A 21,136-nucleotide genomic window follows, 5' to 3' on the forward strand; every position below is an offset into this window, starting at 1 on the left:
CCTGCGCGCACATCACCCCGGTCGTAGCAGGGCCAGCCGAGCGGCGTACGTGGCGCGGATGTCACGACGGCAGGCGTCCGGCGTCGTGGTCATCCGGGCGTAGCTGAACCGCAGGGTCTGCCAGCCGATCGTCGCCAGTAGCGCATCGCGGCGGATGTCGTGCTCCCGCTGCTTCCGGGACCCGTGCCAGGCGGCGCCGTCCATCTCCACGGCCAGGAGCACCTCGTCGTACGCCGCGTCGAGGAAGTACCGCTCCCCCGCGACGACGACCTGGCGCTGCTGCACGAACGCTGGCATCCCGGGCCCGCCGAGGACCTGCAGGCACCCCCAGATCTCCAGCTCGCTCCGGCATCCGTCCGCCAGCAGCTGGAAAAGGTCCGCCAACGCGGCCCGTGCGGAGAGCTGGGGACGCCGGGCCAGCTCGTACTGCAGGTCACGGATCGAGCACATCCGCCGGCGCACGGCCGTGATCGCGGCAGCCCGGACCGCGGCCCGAGGCACCGGCCCCGGCCGGCCCCACGTGTCCACGATGGCCCGCTCAACGCAGGTCACCGGGAGGCCGTCGACCCGGCGGATCGCATCGTCGAGCTCCTGCGTGCGATGCAGCGCGACGCTCGGCGACCCTCGCCCGCTGCGACTCCCCGCAACGGTCACGTGCACCGGCCCGGGCGGCGGCGGGAGCAGCCCCCACACCGCGAGGGCGGTCGCGTGACTGGCGACGCCGCGGCGCGAACCCACGGCGGCCTCGACCCGCATCCGCCAGTCCCCGGCCGATGCCGCGGTCGCGTAGACCCCCTGTTCGAGCCGGACCAGCTTTCCGGCCGCCGTCCAGACATCCACGGTCTTGCGGTTCACCCGGGCGGTCAGCGTGGCCCGGTCCGCCCATCCCCCGGGACCCACCACCGATGCGACGTCGTGAGCCACGTCAGCAGCCTCGGCGCCGGCGGCGCTCCGGGGCGCGTACCGCAGGGATCTGTGGAAGGGCCGCGGTGATGTGCGCAGCGGCCCGGTTCCGCGGCCTCGAACGGGGCCGGAACGCACATCACCCGCCGCGGCGGGCGCCGGGGCGGGTGATGTGGAACGACCAGCGAGGGGTCAGGCGCTCTTCTCGCGGGGGGCGCGGGCGGGCTTGCGCGGCACGATCGTCGGGTTGACGTGCTCCAGCACGACCTCCTTGGTGATCACCACGGTGGCGACGTCGTCCCGGCTGGGGACGTCGTACATCACCGACTGGAGCACCTCCTCCATGATCGCGCGCAGGCCGCGGGCGCCGGTGCCGCGGAGGATGGCCTGGTCGGCGATCGCCTCGAGGGCGTCGTCGGTGAACTCCAGGTCCACCCCGTCGAGCTCGAAGAGCTTCCGGTACTGGCGCACCAGGGCGTTCTTCGGCTCGGTGAGGATGCTGATCAGCGCCGGCCGGTCCAGGGCCTGCACGCTGGTGATCACCGGGAGCCGGCCGATGAACTCGGGGATCATGCCGAACTTCAGCAGGTCCTCGGGCATGACCTCGGCGAAGGCGTTGGCCTCCTCGATCTCCTTCTTGCCGCGGATCTCGGCGCCGAAGCCGATGCCCTGCTTGCCGATCCGCTGCTCGATGACCTTCTCCAGGCCGGCGAACGCACCGCCCACGATGAACAGCACGTTCGTCGTGTCGATCTGGATGAACTCCTGGTGCGGGTGCTTGCGACCGCCCTGCGGCGGCACCGACGCCGTCGTCCCCTCGAGGATCTTCAGCAGCGCCTGCTGCACGCCCTCGCCGGAGACGTCGCGGGTGATCGACGGGTTCTCGCTCTTGCGGGCGATCTTGTCGACCTCGTCGATGTAGATGATCCCGGTCTCGGCGCGCTTGACGTCGTAGTCGGCGGCCTGGATCAGCTTGAGCAGGATGTTCTCGACGTCCTCACCGACGTAGCCGGCCTCGGTGAGCGCGGTGGCGTCGGCGATGGCGAACGGCACGTTGAGCATCCGGGCCAGGGTCTGCGCGAGGTGGGTCTTGCCGCAGCCGGTGGGGCCCATCAGCAGGATGTTGGACTTGGCCAGCTCGACCGACTCGTCGCGGCCGCCGCGCTCGCCGCCGGCCTGGATCCGCTTGTAGTGGTTGTAGACGGCGACCGAGAGCGTCCGCTTGGCCTTGTCCTGGCCGATGACGTACTGCTCGAGGAAGTCGTGGATCTCCTTCGGCTTCGGCAGCTCGTCGAACTTCAGATCCGAGGACTCCGAGAGCTCTTCCTCGATGATCTCGTTGCAGAGGTCGATGCACTCGTCGCAGATGTAGACCCCGGGGCCCGCGATGAGCTTCTTGACCTGCTTCTGGCTCTTCCCGCAGAAGGAGCACTTGAGCAGGTCACCGCTCTCACCGATTCGTGCCACGTGATGACCTCCACCTCGGATTCAGGGCCTCGTGGGAAGTGCCCCTGTGTGCATGTCGTGGTGCTGCGCCCCGTGCCCGGCCTCGCTCTGGCGGTCCGCTCCACGAGGCTCTCCTCCCGGCGCTGCCGGCCGGGGATCGGGCGCTCGCCGACCGTACCTGTCGCCACGGACCCGAGAGGGCAATGACGCACCCGCTCGAACCACATCCGTCGCCTGTGCTCCCTGCGCACCTGAACGGTACGGGCCGAGGGTGCGACACGCGCAAGCCTTCGGCCCGTCCCGTTTTCGGCGCTACGCCGGGAGCGCGTTCAGCTTCCGGCTCTGGATGACCTCGTCGACGATGCCGTAGGCCTTCGCCTCCTCGGCCGTGAGGATCTTGTCGCGCTCGATGTCGGTGCGCACCTGGTCGACCGTCTGGCCGGTGTGCCGCGCCAGGATGTTCTCCATCTGGCTGCGGACCCGCTGGATCTCCGCGGCGTGGATCTCCAGGTCGGACACCTGGCCGCCGGACTCGCCGGAGGGCTGGTGGATGAGCACCCGCGAGTACGGCAGGGCCAGCCGCTTGCCCGGCGTGCCGGCCGCCAGCAGGACGGCGGCGGCGGAGGCGGCCTGGCCCATGCAGACGGTCTGGATGTCCGGGCGGACGAACATCATCGTGTCGTAGATCGCCATGAGCGACGTGAACGAGCCGCCGGGCGAGTTGATGTAGATCGTGATGTCGCGGTCCGGGTCGGCGGACTCCAGCGTGATCAGCTGGGCCATGACGTCGTTGGCCGAGGCGTCGTCGATCTGCACCCCGAGGAAGATGATCCGCTCCTCGAAGAGCTTGTTGTACGGGTTGCTCTCCTTCATGCCGTAGCTGGTCCGCTCCACGAAGGAGGGCAGCACGTACCGGCTGGAGGGCATCTGGAAGGTCATGGTCATGTCCTCCGGGCTCAGTTGTCGGTGACCGGGTTGGCGCTGTCGGTCATGGCGGCGCGGCTGACCACGTGGTCGACGAAGCCGTAGTCGAGGGCCTCCTGCGCGGTGAACCAGCGGTCGCGGTCGGAGTCCTTCTCGATCTGCTCGATGCTCTGGCCGGTGTGGAAGGCCTGCAGCTCGTTGAGCTCGCGCTTCGTCCGGCGGAACAGGTCGGCCTGGATGGCGATGTCGGACGCGGTGCCGCCGACGCCGGCCGAGGGCTGGTGCATCATGATCCGCGCGTGCGGCAGGGCGTAGCGCTTGCCCTTGGTGCCGGCGGTGAGCAGGAACTGCCCCATCGAGGCGGCCAGCCCCATGCCGTAGGTGGCCACGTCGCAGTCGATGAACTGCATCGTGTCGTAGATCGCCATGCCGGCCGTCACCGAGCCGCCGGGCGAGTTGATGTACAGGTGGATGTCGCGCTTGGGGTCCTCGGCCGACAGCAGCAGCATCTGGGCCGCGAGCTGGTTGGCGATGACGTCGTCGACCTGGCTGCCGAGGAAGATGATCCGCTCGCGCAGCAGGCGCTCGTAGACCGAGTCGTTGAGATTCATCCCTCCGGCAGCGGCGCGCAGCAGGGGCGCGCCCGCCGAGTTCGGGTGGGTGCTCACGGGTGGAAGGACCTCCGTAGGACTGTCGCGCAGTCGGTCTCGGTGGACGGTGTGGCTCGTCGGGACGGACCCGGATGGGGCTCCCGCCGGGCGGTACCCGCCGGGATTCGCCTGAGTCCTGTCGACCCTAACGCGCGCCCGGACGGCGACAGTCCTCCGCGGGGCGGTGTTCGCCGTGGGCGCAGCGATCGGCCCGCGAAAACGCCGACGCCGTCCCACCCGGGTCGGGGCGGGACGGCGTCGGCGGCCGGGAGGCGGGGGGCTCAGGCCTTGTCGGCGTCCTCGAACGACCCGTCCTCGGTGACCACGACGTCGGCCTCGACGTCGTCGTCGACCTCCTCCATGATCACCTGCGGCTCCGCCGTCTGGGGGCGCAGCGCCTCGAGGTCGACGACGTTGCCCGAGGCGTCCTTGATCGTCGTCTGCTCCAGAAGCTGGGCCAGCGCCTTGGTGCGGCGGACGTCGGCGACGAACTCGGCGATGTTGCCGCCCTGCTGCAGCTGCTGCGCGTACTGCTCCGGGCTCATCCGGTTGCGCTGCGCCTGGGCGATGATCTGCGCGGAGAGGTCGTCGTTGTCGACGGTGATCTCCCGGGCGTCGGCGATCGCGTCGAGGATGAACTGGGTGCGGACCGCCTGCTCCACGTTCTTCCGGACGTCGGCGTCGTAGGCCTCGCGACTCTCCACGCCGGCGGCCTGGAAGTAGGCGTCCCAGTCCATGCCGGCCTGGGCCAGCTCGCGCTCCAGCGCCTGGCCGCGCCACTCCACCTCGCGCTCGACGAGATTCTCCGGCACCGGCACCTCGATCGTCTCGATCAGGTGCTCGACCAGCTTGTCGCGGGCCTGCGCGCCCTGCTGCATCGTCTTGACCCGCTGCAGCCGAGTGCGGACGTCGTCGCGCAGCTCCTCGAGGGTGTCGAACTCGCTGGCGGTGGAGGCGAAGTCGTCGTCCAGCTCCGGCAGCTCCTTGGCCTTGACCGAGCGCACCGTGACGGTGACCTCGGCCTCCTGGCCGGCGTCCGGCCCGCTGAGCAGGGCGGTGGTGAACGTCTTCGACTCGTCGGCCGACAGCCCGCGGACGGCGTCGTCCAGGCCGGCCATGAGCTGGCCGGAGCCGACCTCGTAGGACATGCCGGTCGTCGTGCCGTCCTCGAGGATCTCGCCGTTCAGCTTCGCCTCGAGGTCGATGGAGACGTAGTCGCCGTCCTCGGCGGCACGCTCGACGCCGGTGAGCATGGCGAAGCGCTCGCGCATGACCGAGACCTGCTGGTCGATCTCCTCGTCCGTGACCTCGACGTCGTCGACGGTGACGGTCAGCTCGTCGAGGGAGGGCAGCTCGACCTGCGGGGCGACGTCGACCTCGGCGGTGAAGGCCAGGGTCTCGTGGTCGTCGAGGCGGGTGACCTCGATGTCGGGCTGGCCGAGCACCCGGACCTGGTTCTCGCGGACGACCTCGGAGTAGACCTCCGGGATCGCGTGCTGTACGACCTGCTCCAGCACGACGGGGCGGCCGATGCGCTGGTCGAGGATGCGGTTCGGCACCTTGCCGGGGCGGAAGCCGGGCACGCGCACCTGGCGCCCGAGCTCCTTGTAGACCTCACCGAAGGCGTGGTCCAGGTCGCCCCACGGCACCTCGATCGCCATCCGGACCCGCGTGGGGCCCAGTTCCTCGATGGTGCTCTTCACAGCGGCAGTGCTCCTCGGTCGCAGCGGGGGGTGGGCGCCTCGCGGGCATGGAGGCGCCGGGTCGGTCCACGAGTCTAGAGACGTCGTGGAGGTGGTCGGGGTGGCGGGATGTGAGCCCGCTGCACCCCCGCGATCACGTCGGGGTGGCGGGATTTGAACCCACGGCCCCCCGCTCCCAAAGCGGGTGCGCTACCAAGCTGCGCCACACCCCGTGGCCGCTGCGAGTGTAGGCGGGGACCGCGCCGCCCAGCCGTGACGGCCGGGGACGGCGCTCCTATCGTTGCCGGATGGCGCGCCTCGAGGTGGGCGAGCCGGTCCTCGCCGAGGCCCGGGAGCTGTTCGGCGCCTTCCGCTGGCGGGCCTGCGTCGAACTGCTGAGCGAGGCCGACGCCAGCATGCCGCTGGACGGCGACGGCCTGCTGCTGCTCGGCGAGGCCGCCTACCTCATCGGCGCCGACGAGCAGGCCGCGACGGCGCTCGGCCGGGCCTACCGGAGCTACCTCGACGCCGGCGACGTCCCTGCCGCGGCCCGCTGCGCCGTGTACTGCGCCTTCGCGCTGGAGACCTCCGGTCAGCGCGTCCGCTATCTCGCGTGGGCGGCCCGGGCCGAGCGGCTGCTCGAGGAGCACGGCCTGGCGGGTGGCGCGGAGGCCGGCTGGCTGCTCGCCCACCGTGCCCACGAGCTGCTGCTCGAGCAGCACGTCGAGGAGGCGCTGACCACCGCCCGCGACGGTGAGCGGACCGCACTCGCCGCCGGTGACACGGACGCCGTCGTCCTCTCCCGGCTGACGATCGGCTTCGCCCTGCTCCTCCGCGGCGACGGAGCCGCGGCGATCCGCGTGTTCGACGAGGTCATGCTCGCCGTGTCGTCGGACGAGACCTCCCCGGCCGTGGTCGGTCTCTGCTACTGCGTCTCGGTGGCCGCGTGCGTGCAGCTGCGCGACATTGCCCGGGCACGGTCGTGGACGGCGACGCTGGACCGCTGGGTCTCGGCGCGGCCCGATCTGGTCGCCTACCGCGGGAGCTGCCTGGTCCACCGGGCGCAGCTGTCCACCCTCGGCGGCAACTGGGCGGGCGCGCTCGGCGAGGCGGGCACCGCGCTCGACCTGCTGGAGGGGACGCCGGCGGCCGGCCAGGCGGCCTACCAGCTCGGCGAGCTGCACCGGCTGATGGGGCACGACCGCGAGGCCGAGAACGCGTACCGCCGGGCGAACGCTCTGGGGGTCCAGCCGGAGCCGGGCCTGTCCCGCCTGCGCGTCGCCCAGGGGCGTGCCGCGGCGGCGGCCCGGACGCTGGGGCGCCTGTGCGGCGAGCCGCGCCCGCCCGAGGACCGGGCCGAGCTGCTCGCCGCCCGCGTGGAGGCCGAGCTGGCGCTCGGCGGCATCGCGGCGGCGCGGGCCGGCGCCGACGAGCTGCGCGGGATCACCGAGGGGCTGGGCTCCCCGCTGCTCTCCGGGCTGGCCGACCAGGCGGACGGCGCGGTGCTGCTCGCCGAGGGCCGGCCCGGCGCCGCCCTGGACGTGCTGCGGCGGGCGCAGCGGCGCTGGACCGAGCTCGACCTGCCGCACCCCTGCGCGCAGGTGCGCGTGCTGGCCGGCCGGTGCCTGCGGGCGCTCGGCGACCCTCAGTCGGCCGACCTGGAGTTCGAGGCCGCCCGCGAGTGCTTCGAGCGCCTCGGCGCCGTGCGGGACCTCGCCACCGTCGACGGACCCATCGACGGGGCCCGCCCGGGCCGGCTCACCGAGCGGGAGGTGGAGGTGGTCCGGCTGGTCGCCGCCGGGCACACCAATCGCGCGATCGCGAACCGGCTCTGCCTGAGCGAGAAGACCGTCGCCCGGCACCTCGCCAACATCTACGCCAAGCTCGACGTCCCCTCGCGGGCCGCGGCGACCGCCTACGCCTACGACCACGGGTTGGTGTGACTGCACAGTTCTACCCATGCGCCCACCAGCGCAGATGCACGGTTCGGTCGACGCGGCGGCACGCCTGCCGTTCCTAGCGTCGCCGGCATGACGACAACACAGCACTCCACCGTCGAGCCGGCCGAGCAGTACCCCGAGCGGCTGGGCACCGTCATCATCGGCGCCGGACAGACCGGCCTCGCGACCGCGTACTTCCTCGGCCAGGCCGGCGTCCCCTGCGTCGTCCTCGACGAGCACCGGCGCGTCGGCGACCAGTGGCGGCAGCGCTACGACTCGCTGCTGCTCAACACCCCGGCCCAGTACGACGGGCTGCCGGGCATGCCGTTCGCGGCGGCCCGGGGCAGCTACCCGAGCGGCGCCGAGATGGGCGACCACCTGGAGCGCTACGTCGCGCAGATGGGCATCGCCGTGCGCAGCGGTGTCGCCGTCCGGACGGTCGACCGGCAGGCCGACGGCACCTGGCGCCTGTCCACCTCCGACGGTGACCTCGTCGCGGAGAACGTCGTGGTCGCCTGCGGGGCCGAGCAGATCCCGAACGTGCCGGACTGCGCCGCCGACCTCGACCCCGGCATCCGGCAGCTGCACTCGTCGGGCTACCACAACCCCGGCCAGCTGCTGCCCGGACCGGTGCTCGTCGTCGGGGCGGGCCAGTCCGGCGCCGACATCGCCCTGGAGATCGTCCGCGCCGGCCACGAGACGTGGCTGGCCGGCCGGGCGATGCCGGAGATCCCGGTGCCGTGGGGGTCGCGCCGGTTACGCCTCGGGATGCCGGTGATGATCTTCCTGGCCAAGCACGTCTTCACGGTGAGGACGCCGATCGGCCGGCGCATGCAGCCACAGATCCGCCGGGGCGGCGCTCCCCTGCTGCGGGTCCGCCGCGCCGACCTGGAGGCCGCAGGGGTGCACCTGGTCGAGGCGCGCGCGGCCGGGTCCGACGACGGGCGGCCGATGCTGGCCGACGGCACCGTGCTCGACGTCGCCAACGTCGTCTGGGCCACCGGCTTCCGGCAGGAGTTCGGGCTGGTGCGGCCGGACCCGACCGGGGACGACGGCTACCCGCGGGGCGACGGAGGCATCGTCGAGGACCTCCCGGGGCTGTACTACGTCGGCCTGCTGTTCCAGACCGCGTTCGCCTCGATGGTGATCCCCGGCGCGGGCCTGGACGCGAAGCGGATCGCGGCGCACATCGCCGCCCGCGTCCGCCGCTGAGCTACGCGGACACGGGCGGACGGCGGTCCGCCCACGGCGCCGCCTGCTCCAGGGCCGCGGCGACCCGCACCAGCACGTCCTCCCGGCCGTAGGCGGCGACGAGCTGCACACCGACGGGCAGGCCGTCGTCGGTCCAGTGCAGCGGCAGGCTGATCGCCGGCTGCCCGGTGACGTTGAACTGCGCGGTGTAGGGGATGAAGCTGTTGATCCGCCGGCCCTCCTGCTCCGGGCCCTCGGCGGTGAACCAGCCGAGCTCCGGCGGCGGCGCCCCGACCGTCGGCGTCACGAGCAGGTCGACGCCCCGGCCGTCCCGGTCATCCCAGAAGGCGGCCATCCGCCGGACCCACTGCCCCAGCCAGGCCCGGGCGCCGAGGTAGTCCGTGGCCGGCATCTGGGCGCCGACCGAGCGGTAGACCTGGTTGCGCGGTTCGAGCTCGTCGTCGGCGATGGGGCGGCCGACGGCCCGCTCGAAGGCCGAGATCGTCAGCGCGGTGTCCCCGGCGATGGTGGCGACGAAGAAGCGCGGGAACAGCTCGTCGAACATGCCGTCGGGGGTACCGGGCTCGACCGTGCAGCCGAGGTCCTCGAGCAGCCGGCCGGCGTGCTCGACGGCCGCGCGGCAGTGAGGGTGGTCGAGGTAGGGCTCGGGCGGGTCGGTGTCGAGGAGCGCGACCTTCAGCCGGCCGACCGGGGCGCCGACCTCCTCGGCCAGCGGGCGGGGCAGCGGGGGCGCCCAGTACGGGTCGCCGGGCATCGGGCGGCCGATCGCGTCGAGCGCGGCCGCGGTGTCGCGGACCGACCGGGTGACGACTCCGTCGATGGTCGCACCGGCCCAGCCCTCGCCGATGTCCGGCCCCTGGCTCACGCGGGCGCGGGTCGGCTTGAGCCCGACCAGGCCGCACTCGCTGGCCGGGATGCGGATCGAGCCCCCGCCGTCGTTGGCGTGCGCGAGCGGCACGAGCCCGGCGGCCACCGCGGCCGCCGAGCCGCCGGACGACCCGCCGGTGGAGTGCTGCGGGTTCCACGGGTTGCGGGCCGGCGGGTTGCAGGCCGGCTCGGTGGTGACTGTCGTCCCGAACTCGGGGACGTTGGTGCGGCCGAGGGCGACGAAGCCGGCCTCGCGGAACAGCCGGCCCAGGTAGCTGTCGGTGGGCCAGCGGACGCCGGCGAGGAACGACGTCCCGTACCGGGTCTCGTCACCGGCGACGTGGCAGCCGAGGTCCTTGAGCAGCATCGGCACGCCGCGGAACGGCCCGTCCGGCAGGTCGCCGGCCGCCTCGGCGCGCGCCGCGTCGAAACGCTCGCGGATCACCGCGTCCAGCTGCGGGTTCACCTTATCGATGCGGGCGATCGCCGCGTCGACCAGCTCGGCCGGGCTCGCCTCCCCCCGCCGCACCAGCTCCGCCTGCGCCGTCGCGTCCAGCCACGTGGTCTCCGTCACCTCCCGCACGCTAGCCGCCGCCGGCGAAGCAGCCGCGGCTCGGGATCTCGACGAGAGCGCGTTATGAAGCTGCTGGACCGGCCGGCGGCCCTGCTGGCTGGGAGGCCGCGGGGCGATGCTGCTCACGGTGAACCAGAGGATCGGCCCGCTGGACAGCGTGGACAACGCGCTCGCCTTCGACGAGGGCGAGGACGACCGGACGCGGGATAGCCGGCGGCGCGAGCACACCCGCTACTTCAGGCGGGTCTCCATCGCCGACAGCCAATCGCCGACCGCTAACAGTGGCCCGCCGAACAGGGGATCGTCTCCGAACGGTTCCCGGCGGCCTGGCCCCGCAGCACGCCCACTGACCGGCATCACCGGGCGCCGCTCACGCCCGTTACCCTGGGCAGGCACCGCCGCGGGTGTAGCTCAATGGCAGAGCCCCAGCCTTCCAAGCTGGCCATGCGGGTTCGATTCCCGTCACCCGCTCCACGCGTTTACGCAGGTCAACCTGTCTGTTAGGCCATCCTGAGGACTACTGGAGGACCATCCGGAAGGCACGTTTCAGACTCCTGGAGACCCCTGTTTTCCGCTCCGTTGGTCATGAATTGGTCACGCCGGGCGGGCTCATACAGGCAGGTGGGGGTCCTGTTCGCCCACTACGTGGCCCGCCGCGTGACCACAACCGGTCACGCGGCGAGATTCAGCCCATGCCGGACTGCACTTCTGAACTTCCGGGCCAACTTCACTACAGGACCGACAAGGTCCTCCTGGTCCCGGCCTCTGTCAGCACCGCCCGCGTGCCGCGACTCAGGACCCGTCAGGACGCCTCCGGCGGGACGGCTGCTCTACTTGCCGAGAACCTCTGCTCGATCACGGCGCTTAGGACGTTGACTCAGAACTAGCCATGCGGAGCCGACACCCGCGGACTACCAGGGACAGATCGGGCCCGACCTGCGGGTACTCCCCTGAGCGCCCAGTCCAGCTAGGCACGACGCGTTGCGCGGGCGCGAGAGGATTCGCTCGGACGCGGCTTAGGGTCGCGAGCGTGCAGTCCGACGCTTCGGAGCCTGATCCCGCTGAGCGCGAGGGAGGCGCGCCACCCGAGGGACACACGACGCGACCGGAGTTCCATACGCTGCCGGTAGTCGCATGGATTCTCGGCGTTGCAGCGCTGGCAGTGGGCATCGCGGCTCTTGCCGATAGTCCCACTTGGGCTGTGACCGTGTTCCTCATCGAGTTGATAGCTGGCCTATTGATTCGTTCCGGCTACTACTCGAGAGCGCGCTGGCGGCGCACATCCCTTCTTGTGGCAGGCCTAGTGCTGGTGGCGACTGGACTCGTCGCAGTGGCGGCGAGCGGCGCGACCACATCATCGGGAGCCGAGACAGAACGGCAATCGCCAGCGAGTCCGTCCAACACCGACCCTAGCCAAACCTTGGCGTCTTCATCGCCAGCCCTAACCGCGACGACATCTGCCACCGCGCCATCCACAAGCAGTCCCGTTGCCACCGACACTGCGCCACTGCCTCCACCCGAGGAACAGGTCATCAACGTTGGTCGAGTTGGCGAATTTTTCGGCGGAGCCGTGATCGTGGGAGTTGAGAGCGTCTTTAGCGGTTTCGCCGGCCTCAACGTAACCACCGACACCGAAAGCTGCCCCCACTCAATCTATAATGTTGGGGAGCGAGGCGTACAGGCCGGTCGAATGGGTCGACAAGATACGTTTTTTAGATTGACCCTGCTCGCGACTGAGCCGGACGCGTCCATCACAATTCGGGTCGAGCAGCTCTCACCCAGCGACTACCCGAGCGTCGCTAGCTGCATATGAGCGAAGGCTTCTGCATAAGCAGAAACGGGTGCTTCAGGCTCAAACCGCAGCATCGGTTTTAGCCGAGCGATTGGTAGGCCCAGAGCCGCAAAGCGGCAGTGAGTCCTTCGACATGGCCGCCTACGTCAGGCATCCCGGCGCGCACAGCAGCTGACGGCGGCTGTGCACGACCCTGCCTGAAGTGACCCCGTTAGGCGGACGCCTCGTTTCGTGTCATCTGTTGCGTTATGTTGTTCTCAGAGTCGGCGGGCCTGAGGTTGTCCAGTCGGCTGTGCCGGCGGCGAATGTTGTAGAACCCCTCGATGTAGGAGAAGACCTCCATCTCCAGTGGCCACCGTCGACGACCAGCATCGCCGCCTGCCGGCGGAACTCCTCTGAGCACTTGCTGACCCTCCCCAACCGGGGCCTCCTCCCTGGCTGCTGCCAAGTCTGGAGGTGTCCGCCCCGCGGGGGTCACTTCAGTCCACCGGCTTCATGAGATTCTGCTTTACCACCCTTCCAAGCTGACTGTGCGGTCCGATTCCCGTCACCCGGTCCACTGCGATCGCGGGACGTCGTTCAGCGGTGTCCCGCGACACAGTCTGCGTTCGCGGTCCGCGGCGCCGCCATGACTCTCATCCTTGCGGCGAATGAGAGCCTGAATGCGCATCGCGTAGAGCTCAAAATGCTGAAACCCGACGGCGAGCGCGGCAGCTATCTCAAGCCGAATCAGCATGATCCGGCCGGCCAGCGCGGGCATCTACTTTGTAGAGCGGCAACCACCTGACGTAACCGAGCCAGAGGGCGCGGCGAACTTGGACGCTTCAGAGCCGTTGGATGTGATCGGGCCGGGAGTTACCGGTCGGTGCCGTCCGTCCTCCATCCAGTCGGCCACCCGTTCCGCTGCCGCCGAGCGCGCTCGTCTGCGGCCAACCCAGCATCCACTGGATACGGCACGTCGCCGGCATGGGCCCAGGCCGCTCTGGCTGTCAGCAGGTTCGCAACTTATCTCGTTAATGATCTTCAGGCTCATCACCGGCCGGTTACGTGCCGAGGCTGTGCTGCAGCTGGCGCCGCCTGCCGGGAGTGGTGACGCAGACGTGACGCCCGGGCAACGAGGCCCTGCCTACTCTGCCGCTCTCGCAGAGGCCGCGGAGCGCTCACCCGCTCGCGAGGGACCGAGGAGTTAGCCCGGTGGACCATCACGACCTGACCGGCTACTACACGTACCGCAGCGTGCTCAACGAGCCGGACCCGACCGATGACTTCAACGCGGTCCGCTTCGGCCAGGGCGAGCTGTTCCTGTGGGTCGGGCCCGACGGCGCCATCCGTGGCACGCTGGCCTTCCCCGCGGATCCACTCGCGCCCGAGAAGGACTTCATGGACATCACCGGGCGGGTCACCTCCTGGTCGCCGGCGACTATCGAATTCGACGGCGTGGGTCGCCCGGGCACTGGCACGGCCGACTTCGACTACCGGTACCAGGCCGCGCTCGCGCCGACCTTCTCCGAGGCCGTCGCCCAGCGTCCGACGTTTGTCGGCACCGTGGTGCGCGCGAAGCCTCACGGATCGGCGCCGGCCGGCGTCACAGCCAGCCTGGTCGCTGTGCTGCGTGACTTCCTCCCACCGAAGCAGATCTCCGGGGTCGCGCTCATCCCCGAGGCGATCCAGATGCTTGCCTCGCGCCGTCACCGCTTGCAACACGCGGTCTGGCACACCGTCCGCGGCCAGTGGCACGCCCTCAACGATGTACCCGACGTGGCGCAGCAGATCGCCGAGCGCGGGTGGTGGCCGTCACGCCCACCCTTCCGCCCGGACCGCACCCTGGAGCTGGAGAACGGCGCCGGCGAGGACTTCCTGTTCATGCACCGAGCGATGATCGCGATGCTCGGCGACGTCTACCGCAAGGCGGGCGCGACCCCGCCGGCCGGGTGGACGGCGATCCCGACGGCGGCCGTACCGCAGACGGTCTACGTACCCGGCGCGGAAGCGGGCCAGAGCTTCGTGTTCGCGCCGGACGCCTCGGGCTTCATGGTGCCGCCCCCGGCGCGCGACGACGACACCGACCGCATGTTCAAGGCGCCGGCATTCCTCAGCGGAGTGATGCGTCCCCTCTCCAACCTGTTCCGCTCCCCCCGGTTCCTGTCGGCCCTGACGCTGGGACAGCTCGGGAACCTACTGGAGTTCACCGTGCACGGGTGGATGCACGTCCGCTGGACGCAGACGGTCTACGACCCGGCGACCGGGGAGCCGATCGGCCGCAGCAGCCTGTTCGACATCGACCCCAAATGGGACGACCCCGCGAACGATGACCTCGGCGACTTCTACTCCTCGCACGTCCACCCCACCTTCTGGCGCCTGCACGGCTGGATCGACGAGAGGATCAACGACTGGGCGAGCGCCAACGACGACCGGCTCACCCCGCGAACCGTCGACGGCATCCCCTGGTTCGCCGCCGACGGCCGGCTGGTGCTGGCGGAGAAGCCGTTCACCTGGCCCACCGGGCACGGCGGGCATGACGGCCACGGCCACCATCCGGACCCGGAGGCCGACGTCCGCGTCATGGAGGAGGTCATGGAGATCATGAAGACGGCGCTCACCAGGCCGCAACGGTCTGCTGACGCGATCCCCACGGCCGACGTCGTCCGCTTGCCCGCGCGCCTGGCCTTCCGCGAGCTACTGCTGGGCGTGACGGTGCCTGACGAACGGATGAGCGACTAGGACGCAGTGAGGTTCCCTCACCAGATTCGCCGTCCATGGACGGGCAACAGAGGCGTCCCCTCAGGTCAGCGCCATGAGTCGGCCGAGCGCCGAGTGACCTCTTGGCGGGAGCCTGTTTCGAGGGGCCGTGCTGGAAGTCCCTGACGACTCGCTGAAGGCCTGGCCAGCGGCGTCGATCGCAGCCTTCAACGGGCCCGCCGCTGGGTCGCGGCACGCACCCTGGCTTGAATGAGCAAATTCCAAGACGCGTTTTGAGACGACGCGACCGATACGCGTCCATGAACAGCCCATATCGATGAGGACACCTCGTGACGGGGTTCGCGGACAGTCGTTCAGATGCTCGGCGTGTCACAACCGGCTGATCCTGGAGCGCGAGAACGATGGGCCCGCGACCGCTTCGTCCACGAGCAGCCGGCCGCGCGCTGATGGAGGCGGTCGCGACCGACCTGCGGATGCCGTTCGAGCCCGGTCGGACTCGACATCCGCACACGATGCCAAGCGGAAGGGGCTCGGCCTCATGAGCGGGTTGTCTCGGCGGGAGTTCCTGGAATGTGGGGCGGCAGCAATGCTGGGGGCCGCGCTGGGCCGTGGCTTGACCGGGTACGACCCAGCTCCTGAGAGCAGTAACAGAACCGGGCGGCTCATCGGCGACGGGTCGACCGCCGACACAGGTCCCCAGCCGCACCAGCCAGTGCCCCAGCGGCTGGAGCCAGGGCAGACGCCGCCGCAGTTCGTCGTCTTCTCCTGGGACGGAGCCGCCAACCTGGAGACCGGACTGTTCCCGCGGTTCCGCTCGCTGGCGGCCGAGTACGGCGCGGCGATGACCTTCTTCCTCAGCGGCATCTACGCCCTGCCGTCCGAGGAACGGATGCGGTACGCCCCGCCACGGCATCCGGTGGGCGCCTCGGACATCACGTTCCTGTCCACCGCCGAGGTCGTCGCCACCATGAGCGAGGTCCGCGCCGCCTGGCTGGACGGCCACGAGATCGGCACCCACTTCAACGGGCACTTCTGTGGGGACAACGGGGTCTCGCTGTGGACGCCGGCCGACTGGGCCGAGGAGATCGCCCAGGCCAAGCGATTCGTGCAGACCTGGAAGACCACCACCGGGCTGGCCGGCCGACCCGACGTGGCGCCGCTCCCCTTCGACTACGAGCGCGAGCTCATCGGCGGCCGTACCCCCTGCCTGCAGGGCCAGGAGGGGCTGCTGCCCACCGCCGCTGCGCTCGGCTGGAAGTACGACGCCAGCTCACCCGGTGGAGTGCAGGTCTGGCCCGACCAGCGGTTGGGCCTGTGGAACTTCCCACTGCAGGCTGTGCCGTTCCCCGGCGCCACCGCCGGTAGGAGCCGCCACGTCCTGTCCATGGACTACAACATCATGTACAAGCAGACCGACGGCGATCCGGACGGCGACCCGGGCATGTACCCGACCTGGCGAGCCCAGGCCCGCGACGCCTACCTCGCCGGCTTCCAACGCGCTTACACCACCAACCGGGCGCCGCTGTTCATCGGCAACCACTTCGAACAGTGGAACGGCGGCATCTACATGGACGCCCTCGAGGAGGCCCTACGCCAGATCGCCGAACAGCCTGACGTCCGCCTGGTGTCCTTCCGCCAACTCGTCGCCTGGCTGGAAGTCCAGGACCCGACCACGCTCGCCCGGCTGCGGACGCTTTCGCCGGGTCAACCACCTCCCGACGGATGGCGCACCTTCCTGGCGTCCTGATCATGGGTGCGGTGTCCATCTGAGCCCACGATGCCGCGTAGAGATTCTCGCGGGCGGGGTCACAGAAGGGGTCCGAACTCGAGCCTGGTGCCAGTGGGTCACATATGGGGGGGTCAAGCGTGGGCCTCCGGACAGCGAAAGAAGGGGCTGACCAGCCCAGATGAATTGGCGTGTCCCGCCTTCCAAGCTTGCCATGTGGGTTCGATTCCCGTCACCCGCTCCACGCGTATACGCAGGTCAAGCAGTCTGTTAGCCCAAGACCTTCCCGGCTCCGACACACCAGCCGGTTTCTCGGAGGAGTTCTAGACACCGCCTACACTGCTTCCGGAATTGGTTGTTGGGGTGCTCGCTCGCGATCCAGCGGATGCTCGATCACCAACTCCTTCATGCTGCCTCGCGCCGTTCACGTCCATGTCGCCAAGCAACTGGGACCTGGCCGGCGACGGCTAGTGTTGTCATACCGGGCAACACATCGGAGCTCCTCGCGAGGCGTGACATGGCTAACTCCCGCTCAACCGTCCCCAAGGCAAGGATCTCGCCAGCGCTGTGGGCTACGACCTCGTCGGTAGTCACGTTTCTGGCGATCGTAGTTGGGCTGGTGAGCGCCGACAGGACGCCAACCCTGCTTCCATGGGGCGTCGCTGTCCTCGCGTCCTTAGCTTCGGGCGCACTCGGCTGGTTTCAGGCGAGAGATGCCGACCGGGAACGTCGGCAACTACTCACGGAGGTGGCGACACTCCGGCGTCTCTTGATCAAGCCATCGATAGAAATCATCGAACCCTCGGACGGTTCAGGTATCCAGAATTCGGAAATGACGATTCGAGGACGTTTGAGCGTTGATGATGATTCCGGCGTGTCGGCTCCGTCTTTAGTGCGGGAGCGAAGGCTAGAAGTGGTGCCCTTCGTGCGTCCGATGACTTCCTCTCACGAGCCGTCGAGACGATGGTGGTCCCAGAGAGTGGCGACAATCAACGACGCGAGCGGCGAAGTCTCCGCGGTTACTCATATTGGCGACGAGAGGCATGGAAGAGGAGAGAGCTTTAAGGTTGCACTGGCGATACTGCCGCAGGGTTACATTCCACAACCCGGCACTATCTTAGAGGAGCTGCCGGCAGTCACCGTGGCATTGTCTAGCGTTCGGACGGTTCACCGATTGGCCTAAAGACGGGGACACTGGCGTGAGCGTCCTTGCATGCGGCGGACACTAAGCCTGTCCCTTAGAAGTCGCATCGCCACGATCCAGTCGATGAGTTCAGCGTCGACACGCTTTCGCCGGATCTCCCCCTCCCCGCCACAAGCGCAGGAAGCCCCCAACCCTGGTGTGGGTACGGGGGTCTTTGAGGACAGTGAGCCGTTCGCCGAGACGAAGCCGGCCGTGCCGTTGGGGTCAGATGATGGACGAAGTGCTGAACCCAGGCGAAGTTGGCGGCGCCCTAGGGCGGCGTGCCGTACTTCCAGCGCGGCTTCGTGCGTTCCGACGGCAGGTTCGTGGCGTCGGCGAACGACACTCACGCCCTCCGGTGCTCGGAGCGACATCCCGCTGAGGCGTCGATCCGCCGGCCCGATCGCCCGACGGGCCGGCATCGAGACGTCTGCCCGGTGGAGCTGCCCGGCGAGCACCGAATCGCCTCGCTGGTCAAGCATGCGACGTGGCCGGGATGTTGGCCTCCTCGCGGGACGTCACCGCGCCAGCCGGCTCACTTCTAGCGGGATGGCTCCTCGGCTCAACGTAGCAGAGCTATGTGCCGAGACACGTCCGGTCCGACAACCACAGTCCCGAGGCGCCGACAGTCGAAACGAAGGACCTGCCAGTGTTCATGGTCTTCATCGGGGCCTTCGGCCTCTTCCTCCTCGGCGAGTCGTCGCAAGTCCGCGGATTGGCTACTTCCTGGCCACCGCCACCTTCTCGATCACCGCGGCGACGAGCGACTACTACTGGTTATTCATCCCAGCCCTCATGACCTGCCGGGCGGGGATAGCCGCACCCAATGAGCTCAAGCGGGACAGCTCTAATGGGCATGATCATGCGCCGGCTCAGTCGACACCCAACTTCATCAACGGTGCGACAAAACACCCGGGGCTGACGTTGCTGCTCGAGACGCTCGAGCTTGCAGCCACCGCCCGCCACCCGGGGGGACGAATCCTGGCTCGATATCCCGCGCGCATTCTGGCGCACGGTGAGCAGCCGTTGCATGCGGGGGGAGAGAGATTGCGCTCGGCTCGACTCGCATTCATTGGACGCACGACACTACTTCGGGTATTGGAGTCGCAGGCGGCCTAGCGCTCGAACTTGCTGCCATAATCGCTGTTCGTTCTCATCAGTGCGACTTGGAGGTGTATCTCGATCAGAATGTGATGGATCAGGACGGCCTCGCTACTCGCTTCGGTCTCCGCGTGGAGCCCGACAACAGCGGCCTAGCCGACCTCTTCACGAAGTTCGCTACCGAGTATAGGCGCGCACGGGTCGCGCCTTTCGGAACCTCGACGACGAGCAGTTGGCGCGGGTCCCGTGCTCGACCGGTCCAAGCAAGTCAACATGGCGCACTGATCTCATTTCAGAGAAAGCGCCGTGGGGCAGCGGTGCGTTCCGCTTCGTGGTACTACCGTCGCCATTCTACGCTAGCGTGGGCGGCGTGGCGTCGCAGCCGTCGATCTGCACTGACTCCGCCTCAACGGGCTTGAGGCACACAGAAGCACGACGTTGGGCGTAGTGCCCGCTTACCGTCGGATAAGCGCATGAAGAGCTATAGCCTTTCAGGCGGGCATGCGGGTTCGATTCCCGCCACCCGCTCCATGCATTGTCATGGTCAGCCGCGCTGCTGAGGGTTCTGGAGAACCTACAGCAGAACCTCCCGGATGGCCCCGCGAATAAGGGTTGTTCCGTGCATGCATCGCAGACATCGTGGCTAGCCTGGCGTCTCGGCTGCGTGACTGGTTCGGTTCCACGATGTGACCCCTAACGAGCACAACGCCGCCAACGCCACTGTCGCCGATGCTCTGCCGACGCCGGCGGGCACGGACCCGCTCTTCGGTTGCCACGAACCCGGCGTGCGGCAGTTCCGCCGCACGCTCCACCGTCGCCTGAGCTGACCGATGGCCTCGACGGAGCGCGTCGTCATCGTGGGAGGCGGGCTGTCAGGGCTCGCCACTGCGCTGGGCGCCGCCCTGCGCGGCCGACGGGTCACCGTGTTCGAGTCGGCAGATCGCCTCGGTGGTGCCGCGGCGTACTCCGGTGGGCAGGTCTGGGTCGGCGCCAACCACGTCGCCGCGCGGGCAGGCATCGACGACGACCTGCAGCGAGCCGAGAGCTACGTCCGGGGCATCGCGCACGACCACCCGGACCTGCTCGACGAGCAAGCGATGCGGCGGTGGCTCACCGCCGCGCCCGAGGCCATCCGGCACTGGGAGGACGTCGGCGCCGTCCGCTGGACGCTGATCGAGGGGCTGGCGGACTACCACGCCGACGTGCCCGGCGCGCTGCCGGCCGGCCGCTACCTCACCGGGGAGCCATTCGGCGCCGAGACCCTCGGCGAGTGGCGCGACCGGCTGCAGGTGAGCCCGTACTTCCGGATGGGCACGACGTACGCCGAGTTGTTCGCCAAGGGCCGGCGCAGGACCGCCAACGCCGCCGACGCCGCCGACCTGGTCACCTTCGGCACCGGCCTGGTCGCCGGCTTCCTGGCACGCGCCCTGGCGACAGGTTCGGTCGAGCTCCTCGTCTCGCACCCGGTCCGCGAGCTGCTGCGCGACGAGAACGGCCGGGTGATCGGCGCCGCGGCCGAGGGTCATGAGGGGCGCGTGGAGCGGCACGGCCCGGTGGTGCTCGCCACCAGTACGTGGGACTGGGATGCCGATCTCGTCCGGCGGTTCGTCGGCCTGGAGCCGGAGGACTTCGGCAGTCTGGCGCCGGAGACCCTGCGAGGCGATGCGATCCGGCTGGCGGAATCCGCGGGCGGCGCCATCACGACGATCCCGGCCGGCAGCGTGCCGATGGTTCCCGGCTGGCGTGCGCCGACGGCGACCGGCTACGAGAACGGCCCCGAGTACGCGATGCCGCACGCGATGATCGTCGACCGGTCCGGCCGCCGGTTCTGTGACGACTCGTACTGGCCGTCCATCGTTCCCCGGGTGGTCGACGAGCACGATCCCCACCGGCCGTTCTTCCTCGTCTGGGACGAGCAGCACCGGCGCAAGTACGGCCTGGGCTCCACCCCACCGGACGGCGACTACCCCGAGGGGCTGGTGACCTCGGCCCCATCGCTGGTCGAGCTCGGCGCGGCCCTCGGGATCGACGGCGACCAGCTCGCGGCGACGGCGGAGACGTTCAACGCACACGCCGTCCGCGGGCAGGACCCCGAGTTCGGACGGGGCAGCATCGAGTTCATCCGGCGCTTCTCCGGCGACCCCGAACACGAACCGAACCCGCTCCTGGGGCCGATCACCGACGCACCGTTCCACGGCATGCGGCTGCGGCTGCTGGGCGTCGGCATCGGCTCCAGCGGGGTGCGTACCGACGCAGACGGGCACGTCCTCGACCTGCAGGGCTCCGTCGTGCCGAACCTGTACGCCGTCGGCTCCTGCGCGGCCACCACCACCTTCGGCAGCGGCTACAACAGCGGCTTCGCGCTCAGCCGCGGCCTGACCCTCGCCCACCTCGTCGCCGACGAACTCGGCGCCCGACCGTAGGCGGCCGACAGCC

Annotated in this window: 12 protein-coding genes and 2 tRNA genes; 6 read left to right on the plus strand and 8 right to left on the minus strand. The window is 69.7% G+C overall.

Annotated features, from left to right (window positions below):
• Window positions 1-12: 12 nt before the first annotated feature.
• The 6 genes from ACWIYF_RS20330 to ACWIYF_RS20355 all read right to left on the minus strand — a co-directional run bounded on the left by ACWIYF_RS20330 (window position 13) and on the right by ACWIYF_RS20355 (window position 5,838).
• Window positions 13-924, minus strand: a complete 912-nt coding sequence (locus ACWIYF_RS20330) for a DUF559 domain-containing protein (protein ID WP_448624633.1) — start codon at window positions 922-924, stop codon at window positions 13-15.
• A 171-nt stretch (window positions 925-1,095) separates the two neighbouring features.
• Entirely contained in the window at window positions 1,096-2,370 is a 1,275-nt protein-coding gene (gene clpX / locus ACWIYF_RS20335) for an ATP-dependent Clp protease ATP-binding subunit ClpX (protein WP_448624634.1), read from the minus strand.
• Window positions 2,371-2,661: 291 nt separating this feature from the next.
• The gene (locus ACWIYF_RS20340; protein WP_448624635.1) at window positions 2,662-3,288 is read right to left on the minus strand and encodes an ATP-dependent Clp protease proteolytic subunit; all 627 of its coding nucleotides are present in this window, start codon (window positions 3,286-3,288) and stop codon (window positions 2,662-2,664) included.
• A gap of 17 nt (window positions 3,289-3,305) precedes the next feature.
• On the minus strand, window positions 3,306-3,941 hold the full coding sequence (locus tag ACWIYF_RS20345) for an ATP-dependent Clp protease proteolytic subunit (RefSeq protein ID WP_448624636.1): 636 nt from the start codon (window positions 3,939-3,941) through the stop codon (window positions 3,306-3,308).
• 263 nt (window positions 3,942-4,204) lie between these two features.
• A complete protein-coding gene (gene tig, locus ACWIYF_RS20350; protein ID WP_448624637.1) occupies window positions 4,205-5,626 on the minus strand; it encodes a trigger factor in 1,422 nt (473 codons plus the stop codon).
• Window positions 5,627-5,764: 138 nt separating this feature from the next.
• Window positions 5,765-5,838: transfer RNA gene (locus tag ACWIYF_RS20355), tRNA-Pro, on the minus strand.
• A gap of 75 nt (window positions 5,839-5,913) precedes the next feature.
• Between ACWIYF_RS20355 and ACWIYF_RS20360 the strand changes: the two genes are divergently transcribed.
• Window positions 5,914-7,548, plus strand: coding sequence for a LuxR C-terminal-related transcriptional regulator (locus ACWIYF_RS20360; protein ID WP_448624638.1), 1,635 nt, complete (start codon window positions 5,914-5,916; stop codon window positions 7,546-7,548).
• Window positions 7,549-7,635: 87 nt separating this feature from the next.
• On the plus strand, window positions 7,636-8,757 hold the full coding sequence (locus tag ACWIYF_RS20365; protein ID WP_448624639.1) for a flavin-containing monooxygenase: 1,122 nt from the start codon (window positions 7,636-7,638) through the stop codon (window positions 8,755-8,757).
• Between the two features lies 1 nt (window position 8,758).
• Here the strand turns inward: ACWIYF_RS20365 and ACWIYF_RS20370 are convergent, their stop codons facing one another.
• Complete coding sequence (locus ACWIYF_RS20370) at window positions 8,759-10,198, minus strand: amidase (protein WP_448624640.1); 1,440 nt, start codon at window positions 10,196-10,198, stop codon at window positions 8,759-8,761.
• A 400-nt stretch (window positions 10,199-10,598) separates the two neighbouring features.
• Here ACWIYF_RS20370 and ACWIYF_RS20375 point away from each other — a divergent pair.
• Window positions 10,599-10,672, plus strand: a tRNA-Gly gene (locus tag ACWIYF_RS20375).
• A gap of 1,865 nt (window positions 10,673-12,537) precedes the next feature.
• Here ACWIYF_RS20375 and ACWIYF_RS20380 read toward each other — a convergent pair.
• A complete protein-coding gene (locus ACWIYF_RS20380) occupies window positions 12,538-12,750 on the minus strand; it encodes a hypothetical protein (RefSeq protein WP_448624641.1) in 213 nt (70 codons plus the stop codon).
• A gap of 620 nt (window positions 12,751-13,370) precedes the next feature.
• On the opposite strand from ACWIYF_RS20380, the gene ACWIYF_RS20385 reads away from it, so the two are divergent.
• From ACWIYF_RS20385 to ACWIYF_RS20395, 3 genes are all read left to right on the plus strand, one after another.
• Window positions 13,371-14,711: a hypothetical protein gene (locus tag ACWIYF_RS20385; protein ID WP_448624642.1), complete on the plus strand. Its 1,341-nt coding sequence runs from the start codon at window positions 13,371-13,373 to the stop codon at window positions 14,709-14,711.
• Between the two features lie 691 nt (window positions 14,712-15,402).
• Window positions 15,403-16,437 carry a hypothetical protein gene (locus tag ACWIYF_RS20390; protein WP_448624643.1) on the plus strand — a complete coding sequence of 345 codons (1,035 nt, stop codon included), beginning with the start codon at window positions 15,403-15,405 and terminating at the stop codon, window positions 16,435-16,437.
• Window positions 16,438-19,530: 3,093 nt separating this feature from the next.
• Complete coding sequence (locus ACWIYF_RS20395) at window positions 19,531-21,123, plus strand: FAD-dependent oxidoreductase (RefSeq protein ID WP_448624644.1); 1,593 nt, start codon at window positions 19,531-19,533, stop codon at window positions 21,121-21,123.
• Window positions 21,124-21,136: the final 13 nt, after the last annotated feature.

The organism is Geodermatophilus sp. URMC 64 (genome assembly GCF_053502555.1).

What these genes read in the sequence shown, in the direction of transcription:
- ACWIYF_RS20340 (WP_448624635.1), bottom strand. Translation starts at nt 3,288, where the DNA reads ATGACCTTCCAGATGCCCTCCAGCCGGTACGTGCTGCCCTCCTTCGTG.
- ACWIYF_RS20360 (WP_448624638.1), top strand. Translation starts at nt 5,914, where the DNA reads ATGGCGCGCCTCGAGGTGGGCGAGCCGGTCCTCGCCGAGGCCCGGGAG.
- ACWIYF_RS20365 (WP_448624639.1), top strand. Translation starts at nt 7,636, where the DNA reads ATGACGACAACACAGCACTCCACCGTCGAGCCGGCCGAGCAGTACCCC.
- ACWIYF_RS20380 (WP_448624641.1), bottom strand. Translation starts at nt 12,750, where the DNA reads ATGCCCGCGCTGGCCGGCCGGATCATGCTGATTCGGCTTGAGATAGCT.
- ACWIYF_RS20385 (WP_448624642.1), top strand. Translation starts at nt 13,371, where the DNA reads ATGGACATCACCGGGCGGGTCACCTCCTGGTCGCCGGCGACTATCGAA.
- ACWIYF_RS20395 (WP_448624644.1), top strand. Translation starts at nt 19,531, where the DNA reads ATGGCCTCGACGGAGCGCGTCGTCATCGTGGGAGGCGGGCTGTCAGGG.